The 13575-nt window shown below is 64.7% G+C and carries 12 protein-coding genes; 6 read left to right on the top strand and 6 right to left on the bottom strand.

All coding sequences use genetic code 11. The features are described from left to right. Window positions 1–552 precede the first annotated feature (552 nt). Together treY and C3B44_RS03850 are read left to right on the top strand one after the other, a co-directional pair. Window positions 553–3075, top strand: coding sequence for a malto-oligosyltrehalose synthase (gene treY / locus C3B44_RS03855; RefSeq protein ID WP_108431219.1), 2523 nt, complete (start codon window positions 553–555; stop codon window positions 3073–3075). Next, window positions 3065–4063, top strand: coding sequence for a GTP pyrophosphokinase (locus C3B44_RS03850; RefSeq protein ID WP_108431218.1), 999 nt, complete (start codon window positions 3065–3067; stop codon window positions 4061–4063). The genes treY and C3B44_RS03850 overlap by 11 nt, the downstream gene beginning before the upstream one ends. Window positions 4064–4071: 8 nt before the next feature. Here the strand turns inward: C3B44_RS03850 and C3B44_RS03845 are convergent, their stop codons facing one another. Genes C3B44_RS03845 through C3B44_RS03835 form a run of 3 tightly spaced genes read right to left on the bottom strand, consistent with a single transcriptional unit; the run spans window position 4072 to window position 5359 of the window. Then, the gene (locus tag C3B44_RS03845) at window positions 4072–4458 is read right to left on the bottom strand and encodes an RNA-binding S4 domain-containing protein (protein ID WP_108431217.1); all 387 of its coding nucleotides are present in this window, start codon (window positions 4456–4458) and stop codon (window positions 4072–4074) included. A gap of 3 nt (window positions 4459–4461) precedes the next feature. Further along, entirely contained in the window at window positions 4462–4698 is a 237-nt protein-coding gene (locus C3B44_RS03840; RefSeq protein ID WP_108432542.1) for a hypothetical protein, read from the bottom strand. A gap of 10 nt (window positions 4699–4708) precedes the next feature. Continuing rightward, window positions 4709–5359, bottom strand: coding sequence for an IMPACT family protein (locus tag C3B44_RS03835; protein ID WP_108431216.1), 651 nt, complete (start codon window positions 5357–5359; stop codon window positions 4709–4711). Between the two features lie 64 nt (window positions 5360–5423). Between C3B44_RS03835 and treZ the strand changes: the two genes are divergently transcribed. Then, complete coding sequence (treZ, locus tag C3B44_RS03830; protein ID WP_108432541.1) at window positions 5424–7175, top strand: malto-oligosyltrehalose trehalohydrolase; 1752 nt, start codon at window positions 5424–5426, stop codon at window positions 7173–7175. Between the two features lie 5 nt (window positions 7176–7180). Here the strand turns inward: treZ and ilvA are convergent, their stop codons facing one another. Beyond that, complete coding sequence (gene ilvA, locus C3B44_RS03825; RefSeq protein WP_108431215.1) at window positions 7181–8461, bottom strand: threonine ammonia-lyase IlvA; 1281 nt, start codon at window positions 8459–8461, stop codon at window positions 7181–7183. Window positions 8462–8638: 177 nt separating this feature from the next. Here ilvA and C3B44_RS03820 point away from each other — a divergent pair, with 177 nt between their 5' ends. From C3B44_RS03820 to C3B44_RS03810, 3 genes are all read left to right on the top strand, one after another. Next, window positions 8639–10618, top strand: a complete 1980-nt coding sequence (locus C3B44_RS03820) for a choice-of-anchor I family protein (RefSeq protein ID WP_108431214.1) — start codon at window positions 8639–8641, stop codon at window positions 10616–10618. 88 nt (window positions 10619–10706) lie between these two features. Beyond that, window positions 10707–11084, top strand: coding sequence for a hypothetical protein (locus tag C3B44_RS03815; protein WP_108431213.1), 378 nt, complete (start codon window positions 10707–10709; stop codon window positions 11082–11084). 320 nt (window positions 11085–11404) lie between these two features. After that, window positions 11405–11734, top strand: coding sequence for a hypothetical protein (locus C3B44_RS03810; protein WP_108431212.1), 330 nt, complete (start codon window positions 11405–11407; stop codon window positions 11732–11734). An 8-nt stretch (window positions 11735–11742) separates the two neighbouring features. On the opposite strand, the gene C3B44_RS03805 is transcribed toward C3B44_RS03810, so the two are convergent. Beyond that, window positions 11743–12945 (bottom strand): cobalamin-independent methionine synthase II family protein, encoded by a 1203-nt coding sequence (locus C3B44_RS03805; protein WP_108431211.1) that lies wholly within the window; start codon window positions 12943–12945, stop codon window positions 11743–11745. Between the two features lie 107 nt (window positions 12946–13052). Further along, window positions 13053–13562: a GNAT family N-acetyltransferase gene (locus C3B44_RS03800; protein ID WP_108431210.1), complete on the bottom strand. Its 510-nt coding sequence runs from the start codon at window positions 13560–13562 to the stop codon at window positions 13053–13055. Window positions 13563–13575: the final 13 nt, after the last annotated feature.

Below are 13575 nucleotides of genomic sequence, written 5' to 3'. Positions count from 1 at the left end.
AGTTTCCAATAAAACTTTTCGATGGCATAGGAAACTCAGCGGCCGCGGTGGCTTTAGGACCGTTTCTTTTGCCGGGGACTTTTATGCATATGCGTAATCCGAAGGCCTGAAATCTCGGAGCTAGTGAAACCCACCTACGCGACTATGCCACGGCATAGTGCGGACGGAGTCGACCGGTTTTACGCACGTGCATAATCGGAAATCAATGAATCCCGGGGAACTCATAGGTCCGCGTGGCCACGCTGCCGGAATCACCTCCGACAGCCCAGACTCCCCATGCCGCCGCATAGTACGGGACCGGTTCTACGCACGTGCGTAATCGGGAATCGATAAAACCCGGCGAACTCATAGGTACGCGGAACACATTGCCGGTGGTCTCCCAAAGTGGAGAAGGCGTGTGGCGCTCTGCAGACCCGCCTCGATAGCGCCTCTGCCTAGCCCACCTACTCCCCTCCTGAGGTTCGGCGTCGTTTTCCTTATGCTGGATATGTCTGCGTCGGCAGCTTAGCCGGCGCCCGTTGACCGGCACCCGTCTCGTACAAGGAGCCCATCTTGCGCCGCCCCATTACCGCGACCTACCGCCTGCAGCTGCGTGGCCCGAAGGCGGATCCCTCCGGCCGCGCCTTCGGCTTCGCCGAGGCCGCCGAGCAGATCCCCTACCTCGCTTCGCTGGGGATCTCGCATCTGTACCTCTCTCCGGTGCTCACCGCCGTGCCGCACTCGAACCACAACTACGACGTCACTGACCCCACCGAGATCAACCCGGAGCTCGGCGGGCTCGAGGGCTTCCGCGAGCTGGCGAAGGCCGCTCATAGCGCCGGGCTCGGTCTGATCATGGACATCGTGCCTAACCACATGAGCGTGGAGATTCCCAAGCTCAACCGGTGGTTCTGGGACGTGCTGAAGAACGGCCAGGACTCCGACTTTGAGCTCTACTTCGACATCGACTGGCACGATGACAACGGGGCCGGCGGCAAGCTCGGCCTGCCGATTCTCGGTGAGCCAGGCGACGAGGAAAAGCTCGTCCTGCGCCATGACGAGGAGATCGACGAGCCGGTCTTAAGCTATTACGACAACGACTTCCCGGTGCGCGAGGGCACCTTCGACAGCCTCGACGACGACCCGGTAAAGGTCTATGATCGCCAGCACTACCGCCTGATGTACTGGCGCGACGGGGTCATCTCCTATCGGCGGTTCTTCTCAGTCAACACGCTGGCGGGCATCCGGCAGGAAGACCCGATGGTCTTCGAACACACCCACCGCATGCTGCGCCAGCTCATCAACGAAGACCTTATCGACGGGGTGCGCGTCGACCACCCGGACGGGCTGGCCGACCCGTTTAGCTACCTCCACCGCCTGCGCGAGCTCGTCGGCCCGGATCGGTGGCTGCTCGTCGAGAAGATCCTGTCGGTCACCGAGCCGCTCGATCCGCGCCTGGATGTCGAGGGCACCACCGGCTATGACGCGCTGCGGGAGCTCGACGGCGTGTTCATCTCCCGGGAGGCCGAGGACCACATGAGCATCCTGGCTCTCCAGCAGTCCGGGTGGACCTGGGACGAGACCGCCTTCGAGGCGACCGAGCAGCAGCTCAAGCGTGACGTCGCCGCCACGGAGCTCGGCGCCGAGGTCGCCCGCCTGGCGCGCGCGATCCGCCGCGATAACTTCTCCACCGCCGGCAACACGGTCAGTGAGGAAGACCTCGTCAACACGATCGTCGATCTGGTCGCCGAAATCCCCGTCTACCGTGCCGACTACCTGTCGCTGTCCCGGGTGACCGCGACCGTGGTCGCGGAGATGACGCGGCGTTACCCTTCGCGTCGCGACGCGCTCGATCTCATCTCCGCCGCGCTCATCGAGGGCAAAGAGGCGAAGATCCGCTTCGCCCAGGTCTGTGGTGCGGTGATGGCCAAGGGCGTCGAGGACACCACGTTCTACCGCGCCAGCCGGCTCATCGCCCTGCAAGAAGTCGGCGGGGCGCCGGGACGTTTCGGGGTCTCCGCCGCCGAGTTCCACCTCAACCAGAACGAGCGCGCCACCCTGTGGCCGCGGGCGATGACCACCCTGTCGACCCACGACACCAAGCGCAGCGAGGATGTGCGCGCCCGCATCATCGAGCTCACCGAGGCCCCGAGCGACTTCGCGGAGCTGGTGCGCAAGGTCACCACGCGCGTGCCGGCGCCCGACCCCGCCACCGGGCATTTCCTGTTGCAGAACATCCTCGGCGTCTGGCCGGCGAACGGCGAGATCGACGACAACCTGCGCGAGCGCCTCCACGAATACGCGCTCAAGGCCATCCGCGAGGCCGGCTTGAAGACCACCTGGACCGACCAGGACGAGCAGTTCGAGCAGGCGGTGCTCGACTGGGTCGACACGATTCTCGACGGGCCTGTGACCAGCGTGATCACCGAGTTCATGGAGCCGATCACCACGGCGACCAACCAGATCGTGCTGGGCCGTAAGCTCTTACAGCTCATCGGCGCCGGCATCCCGGATATCTACCAAGGCCAGGAGTTCTTCGACGACTCGCTGGTCGACCCCGACAACCGCCGCTTCGTGGACTACACCGCACGCAGCCAGTCGCTGGACATGCTCACCGGAGGCATCGACTGGGCACAGATCGCCGCTGACGCCCGCGCAGAAGCCGGCGCCGAGGACAACGCCGAGCCCCTCGCCGCCGGGCACCTGGGTGGCTACCCGCACGTCGATAAGCATGGCAACTGGGCCAAGCAGCACATCACCCACCAGGCCTTGAAGCTGCGCCGCGAGCTGCCGGACCTGTTCGTGGGTGGTTCTTATCAGGCGGTCTTCGCCGAGGGCACGTGCTCCGGGCACTTGGTCGGCATGGCGCGCGGCGAGACGTCGGCGCAGGACGCAGTGGGGGTAATTGCCGTGACCACGCGGCGCCCGCAGGTGCTCGACCAGCGCGGCGGGTGGGGCCAGGCCACGTTGACCCTGCCGGCGGGTGAGTGGGTCGATAGGCTCACCGGCCGCAGCTTCAGCGGCGAGGTCCCCGTCGCTGAGGTCTTCGAGATCTTCCCCACTGCCCTTTTGGTCTCTTCCGACTATGAGCGATAAAACCATCGCCCAGCTGGGCTCTCGCTACCACGAGTTCGTGCGCGCCCACCCGCACGCCGATAGCGCCTTCGCCGCCGACATCGAGGATCTGCTCTCCGATGCGGGCGTGACCGTCGACCGGGTCACGGCCCGCATCAAGTCGTGGCCTTCGCTCAAAGCCAAGGCCCGCCGGCGGCGTGACGACGGCAGCCGCGCCTACCCGGATCCTTGGCACGATGTGCACGACATCATCGGGGTGCGAGTCAACGTCTTTCACTCCACGGAGATCCCGGTGACCCTCGATGTGTTGGCGGAGTCTTTTAAGGTGCACCGCAGCGTCGATAAGGCGGCGGAGACGCGCATCGCCGGCGGTTTCGGCTACGGCTCGCACCATATGATCCTCGAGGTGCCGGAAGGCCGCAGCGATCTGGCGGAGTATGTCGGCATGCAGTTCGAGGTCCAGGTGCGTACCGTGCTGCAGCACGCGTGGGCCGAGTTCGAGCACGACGTGCGCTACAAGCAGGGCGGGCAGATCGACCCGCAGGTCGATCGGGCGTTTACCCTCGCCGCCGGACTCATCGAGCTCGCGGACCAGCAGTTCGATCAGATCGCCGCGCTCAAAGAAAAAGAGACCGAAGGCGATGACTATGTCGACGACGTCGCCATCACCGCCGAGACCCTGCCCGGCATTCTGGCGGTGCTGCTCGGCAACCGCTTCCCGCGCTCACGCTCGGAGCACTACCGCTGGTTGGAGGAGTTGCTGCTGGCCAACGGCATCAACACCGTCGCGGAGCTCAGCGAGCTGCTCAACGACTCGGACATCTCCAAGGTGTTCCGCTCGATGCGTTATCGTTTCTTGCCCGGGCAGGTGCGGCTTATCGACGACCTCCTGCTCCTCCGCTTCCGCGAGGAGCACATCGAGCGCACCGGCAACAGCGGCAACCGCGCCGAGCACCGCCCGGAGCGTCTCAAGGCGCGGCTGAATACGATGCGCCAGCTGGGCCTGTAGCGGTGGTGTTAGCGATGCCCGCGCAGGCGGTCGAGCTGGCGGCGCTCCTTCTTGGTGGGCCGGCCCGCTCCCCGATCACGTTGCGGCAGCGAGGCTAGGACCTCCTTCGGCGGCGGGGGCGGCGAGTGGTCCACGTAGCACTTTCGGGCCACAGGCGCCCCGGCGCGCTTGCGCAGGGTGGCGACGACCTCGAAGCGCCGCTCTCGGTGGTCTTTCCACACGCGGATGTGATCGCCCGGCACGACCTGCTGGGAGGGCTTGGTGGTCGAACCGTTGAGCTTCACGTGCCCGGCGCGCACCGCCTCCGCGGCGGCCGAGCGGGTTTTGAAGATGCGTACCGCCCACACCCAGACGTCGATACGCACCGGCTTTCCATCAGGTTCCGGCACGGACATCCTTTAGTATTCGTCGCGGTGGTTGACGATCCGGCGGACCTTCAGGAAGTTATACGTTCCGCCGACCACGGCGATGACAATTCCGAGAGTCATCCAAAGCCAGAACTTGGTGATGAATAATCCCACGAGGAATCCGCCGGCGAGACCGCCGGCGACGCTGATGACTCCGTTGCGCGCGTACTTACGGACCTGGTCCTTGCGCTGCTGAATCGGGTTGTGAGGGCGCGGCTGCATCGTCATGCCCACCATCTTAGTGGTTACTTCGATGTTCAACCCAGGCGGTTCCGGCCTCTACGGGAACCACCTGACCCTGGGTGAGGGTGGCGAGGGTATCGGCAAGCTCTGCGGCCTCGTCTGGAGCGACGGCCAGGGTGTAGGTGGCCCGCGCGCCGTAGCTGACATCCAGGATGTGGATGCCGCGGGCGCGCAGCTCGGCTTCCTTCTGCCCGGCATCGGCGTGCTCGAACTCCACGGTGTAGAGCGCGCGCAGGCTGCGGCGCACCCGCGGGATCTGCGGCAGCACCCGCCCGACGGATTCGGAGTAGGCGTGCACCAATCCCCCGGCGCCGAGTTTCACCCCGCCGAAGTAGCGGGTGACGACGACCGCGATGTCACACATCCCCGATCCCTTGAGCTGTTCCAGCATGGGGCGCCCGGCGGTGCCGGAGGGCTCGCCGTCGTCGGAGGAACGCTCCACCGGATTGGAGCCCTCAACGTGGTAGTAGTACGCCGAGCAGTTGTGGTTGGCATCCGGGTAGGTGGCTTTGATCTCGTCGATGAACTCCCGCGCCTCGTTTTCGTTCATGACCCGGCGCGCGGTGGTGAGAAACCGGGAGCGCTTGAGCTCCCACTCGTCGACGTAGTCGCGGTGGGCTTCGGGAAGCAGGTAGGAGTCGTTCATGTCGCTGATCGTCTCCCTACCCTACCCGTGCGCCCAACCCGTTTCGCCCTTAGTCTGGGGTTTCATGAGCGATGAAGCGACACAGGTGTTCTCCGTCTGGGCCCCGCACGCCGATCAGGTGCGTTTGCGTCTCGACGACCCCGAAGGCCCGGCCCACGATCTCCAGCAGGCAAGCGGTGGCTGGTGGATCAGCGATATCCCGATGCTTAAGCACCAGCGCTACGCCTACGAGGTGCACAACGATGACGGCTGGTCGAAGCCGCTGCCCGATCCGCGCACCCGCTCGCAGCCGGACGGCATCCACGGTTTCTCCGAGGTCGTGGTCACGGATTTCGCGTGGTCCGATGAGCAGTGGACCGGTCGCGGATTGTCGTCGATGATTCTTTATGAGCTGCACGTGGGCACCTTCACTCCGGCGGGGACGTTGGATGCGGCCGTCGAGAAACTGGATTATTTGGTGGAGCTCGGCGTGAACACCGTCGAGCTCATGCCGGTGCAGCCTTTCGGCGGCGAGCGTAACTGGGGCTACGACGGCGTCGATTGGTACGCGGTGCACGAGGCCTATGGCGGGGTGGACGGGCTGAAGCGTTTCGTCAATGCCGCGCACGCCCGCGGCCTGGCGGTAGTGCTCGATGTGGTCTACAACCACTTCGGCCCGGACGGTAACTACGTGGGCATGTTCGGCCCCTACACGGCCGCGGGCGCCACGGGCTGGGGTGATGTGGTTAACCTCTCGGGCCCGGATTCCGACGAGGTCCGCGCCTACGTGCTCGGCGCCGTGCGCCAGTGGCTGGGCGAGTTCCACATCGACGGCCTGCGCCTCGACGCGGTGCACGCCTACGACGACCGGCTGGCGTATTCCATCATGGAGGACATGAGCATCGTCGCCGCGGAGCTCGAGGGTATCAACGGTCGCCCGCGCACCCTCATCGCCGAAAGCGATCTGAATAACCCGCGCCTGATCACCGAGCGCGCCGCCGGCGGCTATGGGCTGGATGGCCAGTGGGTCGACGACATCCACCACGGCATCCACACCCTGATCACGGGCGAAGACCACGCCTACTACAAGGACTACGGCGACATCGAAGTGCTCGCCGACACCCTGCGCATGGGCTGGCGCTACAACCAGACCTATTCCGCCTACCGCAGGCGTACCCACGGCCGCGCACTGGATCTGGCGCACACCCCGGCCTGGCGGCTGGTGACCTACACGACGACCCACGACCAGGTGGGCAACCGCGCCGCCGGCGATCGCCCGTCGATGAACCTCAGCCCTACCCAGCAGGTGCTCAAGGCGGCGTTGATCTACCTCTCCCCTTTCACCCCGATGCTGTTTATGGGCGAAGAGTTCGGCGCGCGCACCCCCTTCCCGTTTTTCATCTCGCATACCGACGAGCACCTGCTCGACGCCACCCGCGAAGGCCGTCGCGCCGAGTTCGCCTCCGCCGGCTGGGCGGACGAAGAGATCGCCGATCCCGCCGATCCCGAGACCTTCCACGCGGCGAAGCTCGACTGGACGTTCACCGCGCAGCAGCAGGAGATTTTCGACGCTTATCGACGCCTGCTTGCCCTGCGCACCGACCTTCGCATCGCACACCCTGACCTGCGGGACTGGTTCGTCGAAACCGGTGGGAATGAGAAGCGCTGGTTAGCCTTCGGCCACGGTGAGTACCTGCTAGTGGCGAACCTCTCGGATCAACCCGTCACCGCGCCCTTTGGTGGTGAGCTGGTGTATTCGTTCACGCGGCCGTCGATAAGCAATGAGGACACCAAGCTCGGCGCCTGGGAGTTCGCGCTCCTGCGCCGCGGTGCCTAGCGCCTTTAGGTGCGGACGACGAACTCGTATTCGGGGGTACCGGGCTCGAGGTACTCGCACTTGATCTTCGAGGCCTCCATGCGCTCGAGCAGGCCGCCGAGGTCTCCGGCATCGCCGAGTTCGATGCCGACCAGGGCGGCACCGGTCTCGCGGTTGTTGCGCTTGAGGTACTCGAAGAGGGTGACGTCATCGTCGGGGCCCAGGATGTCGGTGAGGAAGCTGCGCAGCTGCCCCGGCTCCTGCGGGAAGTTCACTAGGAAGTAGTGCTTCAGGCCGCGATGCACCAGGGAGCGCTCCATGACTTCGGCGTAGCGCAACACGTCGTTGTTGCCGCCGGAGATGACGCAGGCGATGGTGGAGCCGGCCGGCAGGTTGACGCTCTGCAGCGCCGCGACCGACAGGGCGCCCGCGGGCTCGGCGATGATGCCCTCGGACTGATAGAGGTTGAGCATCTCGGTGGCCACCGCGCCCTCGTCGCAGCTGACGGCGTGGATGCGGGACTGGTTGGCGTCGATAACCTGGTACGGGAAACGGCCGATGCGTTTGACGGCGGCGCCGTCGACGAAGCTGTCGACGGACTCGAGGGTCACCGGGCCGTTATTCTCGAACGCGGCGGCCAGCGAGGCAGCGCCGGCGGGCTCGGCGGCGATCAACGCCGCGCGCGGGGCCATATCCGCCAGATAGCTGGTGATGCCGGCGAGCAGCCCACCGCCGCCGACGGGCACGATCACGGTATCGAGGTTCTTCCCCAGCGCCGTGAGCTGGCTTAGGATCTCCGCGGCGACGGTGCCCTGGCCGATGACGGTATCGCGGGCGTCGAAAGGCTCGATCATGGTGGCGCCGCGCTCTTCCGCATCCTCGCGGGCGGCCTGGGCGGCCTCGTCGAAGTTGGAACCGACCATGACCAGTTCCACCATCTCGCCGCCGTGGACGGCGATGCGATCGCGCTTCTGCTTGGGGGTGGTGGTGGGCACGAAAATCTTGCCCGGCATCCCCATCGTCCGGCAGGCATACGCCACGCCTTGGGCGTGGTTGCCGGCGCTGGCGGCGACGATGCCGGCGCTGCGCTGTTCTTCCGAGAGATTCGAAATGGCGTAGTAGGCGCCGCGAATCTTGTATGAGCGCACGTCCTGCAGGTCCTCGCGCTTGAGGTAGACGGAATGCCCGGTCTCCTCCGACAGGCGCGGGCAGTACTGCAGCGGGGTCGGGGCGATCACCGAGGAAATCCGGGCCTGGGCGGCCTGGATATCGGAAGCATGCACCGGTTCGTACGCAACGTCGTTCATGGGTGGAAATTCTAGCGCTTCCGGTGGCCGGGCCGGGGCGTTGGGCCTGGTTCACGAAAGATTCACTTGCTTGTCACATCGGCGTTGTTTCTGTGTCGTCTCTTCCACATGGCTGACAGCTAGCTTTTATGAAGCCAGGTTTTTCACACATTTTGATAACTCAAGGAGGACAGTATCGTGGCCCTCCGCCGTACGGCCGTGGCCCTGTGCGCCGCCACCGCCACCTCACTTGCGCTGGTCGCCCCCGCCTCCGCTCTCGTCGTCGAGAACCCGGTGACCGATTTCGCCAACGCCGATGATTTCCAGATCACCCCGATCGGTTCCTACGACACCGGCCAGTTCGACGAGGGCGCGGCGGAGATCGTGGACTTCTACGCCGCCGAGAACATCGTTCTCACCGTCAACGCGCAGTCCGGAAGCATCGACGTGATCTCCATCACCGATCCTGCCAACCCCACCAAGGTCGGTGATGTCTCCGCGGGCGATGATGTCGGCATCAACTCGGTCACCGTGCGCGAGGACGGTCTGGCTGTCGCCGCCGTCGAGCCGGCCGACAAGACCGCCGAGGGCGAGATGCTGTTCTTCGACGCCAACACCAGTGAGGTACTCGGGAAGGTCAAGCTGGGTAACAACGGCGAGCACGACGCCGCCCTGCCGGACATGGTGGGGATTTCCGCCGACGGCCGTTACGCTTTCGTCGCCAATGAGGGCGAGCCGGCCGAGAATTACTCCTTCGACCCGGAGGGCTCGGTGTCGATCATCGCGCTGCCCGAGATCGGCGATCTGCGGGCCCCGGCGCAGAGCGACGTGCGCGTGGCTGATTTCCGGGCCTACAACGAGGACGGCCCCCGCGAGCTGCCGGAGGGCGTGCGCATCTTCGGCCCCGCGGAGGTCGACGGCGCGGAGTACTCCACCACCGTCGCTCAGAATCTCGAGCCCGAGTACATCACCGAGGTCGGCGGCAAGCTCTACACCACGCTGCAGGAGAACAACGCCGTGGCCGTGGTCGATGTGGAGACCGCGACCGTCACCAACATCTTCCCGCTGGGCACCGCCGATCACTCACAGGTACCGCTGGACGCTTCCGACCGGGACGATCGCATCAACATCACCGAATGGCCGGTGCGCGGCATCCACCAGCCGGATTCGATCGTGGGCTACACGGCTAACGACGGCGGCGACTACGTGGTCATGGCCAACGAGGGCGACGCCCGCGACTGGGACGCCTACTCCGAAGAGGCGCGCATCAAGCATCTCGGCGATCCGGACGAGACCGACTACGCCGACAACCCGCTGCCGGGTATCTGCGAAGGCTTCGCGGGCATGAGCGCCGAGGAGATCGAAGAGTTCCAGGCCGATGAGAACGCCGGGCGCCTGAACATCACCATCGCCGACGGCCTCAACGAGGACGGCACCTGCTTCAACGAGCTGTACTCTTTCGGCTCGCGGTCGTTTTCTATCTTCTCCACCGACGGCACCGAAGTGTTCAACTCCGGCTCCGAGTTCGAGGAGATCACCGCACGCCTCCACGAGCAGGGCAAGCTGGTCTTTAACGCGGGTCACGACGAAGGCTGGTTCGACTCCCGCTCCGACAACAAGGGCCCGGAGCCGGAGGGCGTGGCGCTCGGCCACATCAACGGCCGGGACTACGCCTTCATCGGCCTCGAGCGGGTCGGCGGCATCTTCGTCTACGACATCACCGACCCAGCGAACGCCAGCTACGTCGCCTATGTCAACAACCGGAACTTCGACGTCTCCGCCATAGATGAGGAGAGCGAAGAGCTCGTCGATAACTGGCAAGACGCCGGTGACCTCGGCGCGGAAGGCCTGGTGTTCATCCCGGCCGCCGACTCCCCGAACGGCAACGACCTCGTGGTCGTGGGCAATGAGGTCTCCGGCACCACCACCGTCTTCGAGATCACCGGTGCGGTGACCGAGGGCTCCGGCGAGGACCCGGCCGATGGATCCGCTGCTGGTTCGAGCAGCTCGAGTGAATCGAGCGTGTCCTCCAGCTCCGGGCTGCTCGTCGTGGGCGGGCTGATCGCTCTGATCGCTGCTATCGGTGGCGTGATCGCTTCGACCCCGGCGATCGGCCAGCTCCTCATGTCGCTGATCCCGCCGCACCTGCGTGATCACATCGAGGATATCCTCCCCTAAAAGTTCTCTGAGGGTTCCCGTATAGCGAGGTGGGTGCTAACTTCGTGTCCGGCTCCTCAATCTCCGAAGTTTGCAAAGGAATGTCACTATGCGTCGTCGTATTTCTCTCGCGCTGATCGCCGCCACCAGCTCTGCCCTGGCCCTGACCACCCCGGCTGTTGCCCAGTCCTCTTCTAGCCTGCCCCAGTCTTCTAGCACTGAGCAGGCTGAGGTTGCCGAGCAGCCGGCTGCTGAGGGTGAGGTTGAGGCTGAGGAGGGGGAGACCGAGAACGAGGAGAAGGACTACTCGCACCTCCCCGAGTGGGTCCAGAGCTCCATCAACCCGAGCCCGGAGGGTGAGCTGGCGATGGCCATCATCGGTGCCATCGTGGCTGCCGTCGGACTGATCATTCAGGCCGGCGTCACGTTCATCCCGATCATCGGCGTGGAGAACATCGAGGGAATGCTCGCAAACTTCGGGCGCTAAGACTGAAGAATTCCCCCGGGCCGCTTGGTGGTCCGGGGGTTTTCTCGTCTCATCGGGCTGGGGTGAAAGTGGCGCTGTTGAGACCGCCGGGTTCATCGATCAATCGCTCTCCAGGTTCGACGATCGTGCCTCTCCGGGGAACGGGAAGAGCTCAAAGTCAGGTGTTCCCTTAGGAATACTTTCTTGACCGGTCATGTGGAACTCGTGGTCGCCGCCATCATCGAACGGCTGCCAAAACCTGACTAAATGTCCTAACTCAGGTTAAAGAAACCAAACATGGTGAACAGAATAGCGAAAATCGCACCAAGGACTACTACCTGGTGGTCAACCCCGAAGAAGATCTGCTGATCTACTTCGCGCCGAATAAGCGCTCCGAGTCGCCGAGCCCTCAGCCCCGGCGCAAAGCCAAGCCGGCATCCACGTCTCAGCGGCAGCGGCGTTCCCTACCGGATGATCCGCAACATATGATTCCGCTTTCCAAGAGCAAAGGCTTTGAGGTCTCCCGCGGCGGCAAGCACTACAAGATCAGCCACCCGGCGCACCCGCAGGTGCACACGGGCATGGCGCTGACGCCTTCCGATATCCGCTGGAATTTGAACTTCTCCAGCGATATCGACCACAAGTTCAACATCGACTTGTGCTACGCCTGAGCAGGGCCCTAGAAGAGCTCCTTGGTAGCGATCTCGGCGCCCTCGACCAGCGACTGAAGCTTAGCCCAGGCGATTTGGTGGTTCAGGCGACCGCCGAGGCCGCAGTCCGTGGAGGCGATGACGTTTTCCGGACCGACCTGCTCGGCGAAGCGAATGATGCGATCGGCCACTAGGCGCGGGTGCTCGACGGCGTTCGTCGAGTGCGACACCATGCCCGGGTAGATGACGCGGCCTTCGGGCAGGCGCCCGTCGGACCAGACGCGCCACTCGTGTCCGTGGCGGGGGCTTGACGCCTCGAAGCTGTAGCCGCCAACGTTGGCCTCGAGGATGACGTCGATGATGTCCTCGAAGGGCACGTCGGTGACATGCGGGCCGTGCCAGGAACCCCAGCAGATGTGCAGTCGGGTCTGCTCCCGCGGGAGACCCTTGAGGGCGGAGTTGATGGCGTCGATACGAATCTTCAGCCAGTCCTGGAAGTCGGCGACCGACGGCTCCGGGTTGATCTGGTCCCATGCCTCGGCGAGGTCCGGGGCGTCGAGCTGGACGGTGAAGCCGGCGTCGGTAATCGCCTTGTACTCCTGGGACATGGCGTCGGCACAGGCGTTCACCAGCGCGGTGTCGTCGTAATAGTACTCATCCTTCAGGCGGGCCGCAGAGCCCGGCGAGAGCGCAGCGACGAAGCCCTCCTTCGCGCCGGCGGCGTCCATGGCGTTGCGCAGCAGGCGGATATCGGTCTCGACTTCTTTCTGGCCGATGTAGGTGACCTCGCCGGTGAACTTCGGGTTGCCCACCTTGGCGCGGCCAGCGAAGATGCCGGAGTCCGGGTCGTTGTATGCCTCCGAGAACAGCGCGCGGTCGCGGCGATCGGAGAACGAGGTGAGACGAATGTTGCCCGGCGCGGAGCGCACGACCTCCTGGGCGGCCCAGCGATCCTCGTCGGTCATGGTCAGCCCGCCCAGCCGGCTAAACGAGTAGTTCCACCACGCTCCGTAGTCCACGGCACCGGAGGTGATGTGGCCGTACTCGCCTTCGTTGACGATGTCGACGCCGAGATCCACCTGGCGCTTGACCACCTCGTTGACGGAGTTCTCGAGAATCTCGAAGAACTTCTCATCGTCGATGGTGCCGTTGGCGCGCTGGTTGTTCGCCTCCAGAAGCTCCGGGGTGCGCGGCAGAGAGCCGACGTGGGTGGTGCGGATCTTGTTGACCATCGTGTATTCGCTCTACCTTTCTGAAACGCCACACAGAGTGAACTGATCTGTCTACCCAGCTAGCGTAGCACCCATTTTCAACGAAAATTCAATAAGTCCCCGGGGTGTCAGAAACGGCGCACCATCGCGATGTGATTATCCTCGCGCTCGGCATGGAATACGAAGCCCAGCCGCTCATACAGCCGATGCGCACGCGTGTTGTCGAGGTTGACCGCCAGCGAAATACCGGCGAAGCCCCGCTCACGCGCCAGCTCGGTCGCCGCCTGGATCAGGCGCGGGCCCAGCTTGTGGCCCTGGTAGCGCTTCTCGACGGCGATAGCCAGCTCAGGAATGTCGGCGGAAACATATCCGGTGCCATGCAGATCGTCGTCACCTTCGATGATCCAGACACCGCCGGCGGGATTGTCCAGCGAGGTATCCATCGCGATGAACCCGCCCTGCTTTGCGCGCCACGCGTCGACGTAGAACCGCGCCGACGCCAAGAAGCCCTGCGAGTCGGGGGTGGTGGACTCCTCGCCGAAAACCTCGGCGAGGTAGTTCAGCCGCTTGATGTAGGTCAGATCCTCGGCGGTAGTCTCTCGCAGGAGGATCTCCGGTGTGTGGTTGCCAGAAGTCATGGCACACCAGCCT

The sequence above is a fragment of the Corynebacterium yudongzhengii genome (genome assembly GCF_003065405.1).
GTDB lineage: Bacteria > Actinomycetota > Actinomycetes > Mycobacteriales > Mycobacteriaceae > Corynebacterium > Corynebacterium yudongzhengii.
This window is presented reverse-complemented; position numbering and strand designations above follow the sequence as displayed.

What these genes read in the sequence shown, in the direction of transcription:
- C3B44_RS03850 (WP_108431218.1), top strand. Translation starts at nt 3,065, where the DNA reads ATGAGCGATAAAACCATCGCCCAGCTGGGCTCTCGCTACCACGAGTTC.
- C3B44_RS03845 (WP_108431217.1), bottom strand. Translation starts at nt 4,458, where the DNA reads ATGTCCGTGCCGGAACCTGATGGAAAGCCGGTGCGTATCGACGTCTGG.
- C3B44_RS03840 (WP_108432542.1), bottom strand. Translation starts at nt 4,698, where the DNA reads ATGACGATGCAGCCGCGCCCTCACAACCCGATTCAGCAGCGCAAGGAC.
- C3B44_RS03835 (WP_108431216.1), bottom strand. Translation starts at nt 5,359, where the DNA reads ATGAACGACTCCTACCTGCTTCCCGAAGCCCACCGCGACTACGTCGAC.
- treZ (WP_108432541.1), top strand. Translation starts at nt 5,424, where the DNA reads ATGAGCGATGAAGCGACACAGGTGTTCTCCGTCTGGGCCCCGCACGCC.
- ilvA (WP_108431215.1), bottom strand. Translation starts at nt 8,461, where the DNA reads ATGAACGACGTTGCGTACGAACCGGTGCATGCTTCCGATATCCAGGCC.
- C3B44_RS03815 (WP_108431213.1), top strand. Translation starts at nt 10,707, where the DNA reads ATGCGTCGTCGTATTTCTCTCGCGCTGATCGCCGCCACCAGCTCTGCC.
- C3B44_RS03805 (WP_108431211.1), bottom strand. Translation starts at nt 12,945, where the DNA reads ATGGTCAACAAGATCCGCACCACCCACGTCGGCTCTCTGCCGCGCACC.
- C3B44_RS03800 (WP_108431210.1), bottom strand. Translation starts at nt 13,562, where the DNA reads ATGACTTCTGGCAACCACACACCGGAGATCCTCCTGCGAGAGACTACC.